Genomic DNA, 1,540 nt, shown 5'->3' on the forward strand with positions numbered 1-1,540 from the left:
ATTTGTGTGACTTATTTGTGTGACTACACGATCCCTTTTTTATCCGTATAAAAGATAATCCATTGGCCAACTTCGGCACCTCTAAAAAGCCTTTGAAGGATTTTTTTATTCACCTAAATACGGACGAAAGCCGCCATCTGTAACATGCTGGATGATCCTATGGGGGGGGCGTAAGTAAAAAGATTAAAGATGAGCACCTTGTCATTTGCCCAAGATAAAGACCGGGTACTAAACAAACAAAGAGGGGACATTGAACGGCTGTTCAGAACTATGAAAACGCAAGGGGTTAACCTTGAAAATACCCCTATGAAAGATTTGGGAAGACTTTCCAAACTTATGACCATTGTCGCTGTTGCTATTTTATACGCTTCTATAACGGGCCTTACACAAGAATGTGCTTACAAAAAAATAGTCAGAGCGCCTTTCTATTCATACTTCACAAGGGGGCTCAGGTGGATCAAAGATAAACTCTTATTCTTTGATTTCAGCGATCTTTTAAACTACCTGAAAAAAAGTGAGGGGGAGTATGTAATCAAATGACGGGATTTATAAAGACATTTATAGCTAATCTACAATAATTTGCCTACAATTATCTAAACTTTAACGATCTGATTGAAGATGACATATTCCCTTGATTTTTGCAAAAAAGTCCTTGAGGTCAGAGCAAACGAAAAACTAAGTATGGCCAAGGATAGAATAGGTTTTTGTGTGAATTTATCTGGCACCCGATTCTAGTATAAGAGGTCTTTAAAACAAAACATAATAACCTGCTACCAAGAGTGATAGTGCTATGAACGAGCTACGAAAAGATATCGAAGACTACTCAGATGTTAATCAATATGAACGCGCTAAATAAATTATCAACCGCGCAAGTAGCAGAAGAAGCGAAATATCAGCTTGGGGAGATTGGAAAAGCTAAACGAATATCACGTAAATTAGAAGCGGAATTTCAGCCAGTACTCATGGCATTAGTCAAGTTGCAAAAATTTACGACATAACAATCTGACTTCGTGGATCAAGTCAGCTCGATAAAAAGACTTAACGCACCTGCGGAGCGCAAAAGGAAAAACAAACTTAACGCTACGCAAAGAGAGCAAATCTTGGAATGGTTAACGACACTCAGCTAACCATAAAGGTAATTCGAATAAAAATAGAAAATGTCTTTAATATAGGGATTAGCAAGTCAACCGTTCATCGAGAGATCAAGAACTTAAATTACTCCTATATTAAGCACCGGCCTAAACATTTCAAACAAGAGCAAAACAAAGTTTCTGAATTTAAAATAAATATTAGCCGGGAAATAGCTATAGTATTTAGGTTGAATTAGACATGTTAAAGAACCACGAAATAGCGTCGAATAGAGCGTTGGAATTTAGTTATATCGTCCACCTCTTCAATTAGCCCAGAATTTCTCTATTGGATTCAAATCACAAGAGCAAGGAGGTAGAAAAATTATACTGTATTTTACAGATTCTATTAATTTTCTGCTTTAATTTTCTTGGTTTGCTTCTAAGTGCAAAAAGTCTTTTTTTTAGCTATA

The 1,540-nt window shown here is 36.4% G+C and carries 3 protein-coding genes; all 3 read left to right on the forward strand.

Annotated elements, in window-relative coordinates; translation table 11 throughout:
• The first annotated feature begins 189 nt into the window (after positions 1–189).
• The 3 genes from HE1_RS00320 (at position 190) to HE1_RS10140 (ending at position 1,327) form a co-directional block, all read left to right on the forward strand.
• Positions 190–540 carry a hypothetical protein gene (locus HE1_RS00320; protein ID WP_035543292.1) on the forward strand — a complete coding sequence of 117 codons (351 nt, stop codon included), beginning with the start codon at positions 190–192 and terminating at the stop codon, positions 538–540.
• A gap of 299 nt (positions 541–839) precedes the next feature.
• On the forward strand, positions 840–998 hold the full coding sequence (locus HE1_RS08475) for a hypothetical protein (RefSeq protein ID WP_162531121.1): 159 nt from the start codon (positions 840–842) through the stop codon (positions 996–998).
• A 107-nt stretch (positions 999–1,105) separates the two neighbouring features.
• A complete protein-coding gene (locus HE1_RS10140; protein ID WP_084490777.1) occupies positions 1,106–1,327 on the forward strand; it encodes a winged helix-turn-helix domain-containing protein in 222 nt (73 codons plus the stop codon).
• Positions 1,328–1,540 lie beyond the last annotated feature (213 nt).

The organism is Holospora elegans E1 (genome assembly GCF_000648275.1).
In the GTDB taxonomy this organism is placed as follows: Bacteria; Pseudomonadota; Alphaproteobacteria; order Holosporales; family Holosporaceae; genus Holospora; species Holospora undulata_A.

Excerpts from the sequence above, each read along its gene's own strand:
- HE1_RS00320 (WP_035543292.1), top strand. The coding sequence starts at position 190 with ATGAGCACCTTGTCATTTGCCCAAGATAAAGACCGGGTACTAAACAAA.
- HE1_RS08475 (WP_162531121.1), top strand. The coding sequence starts at position 840 with ATGAACGCGCTAAATAAATTATCAACCGCGCAAGTAGCAGAAGAAGCG.
- HE1_RS10140 (WP_084490777.1), top strand. The coding sequence starts at position 1,106 with ATGGTTAACGACACTCAGCTAACCATAAAGGTAATTCGAATAAAAATA.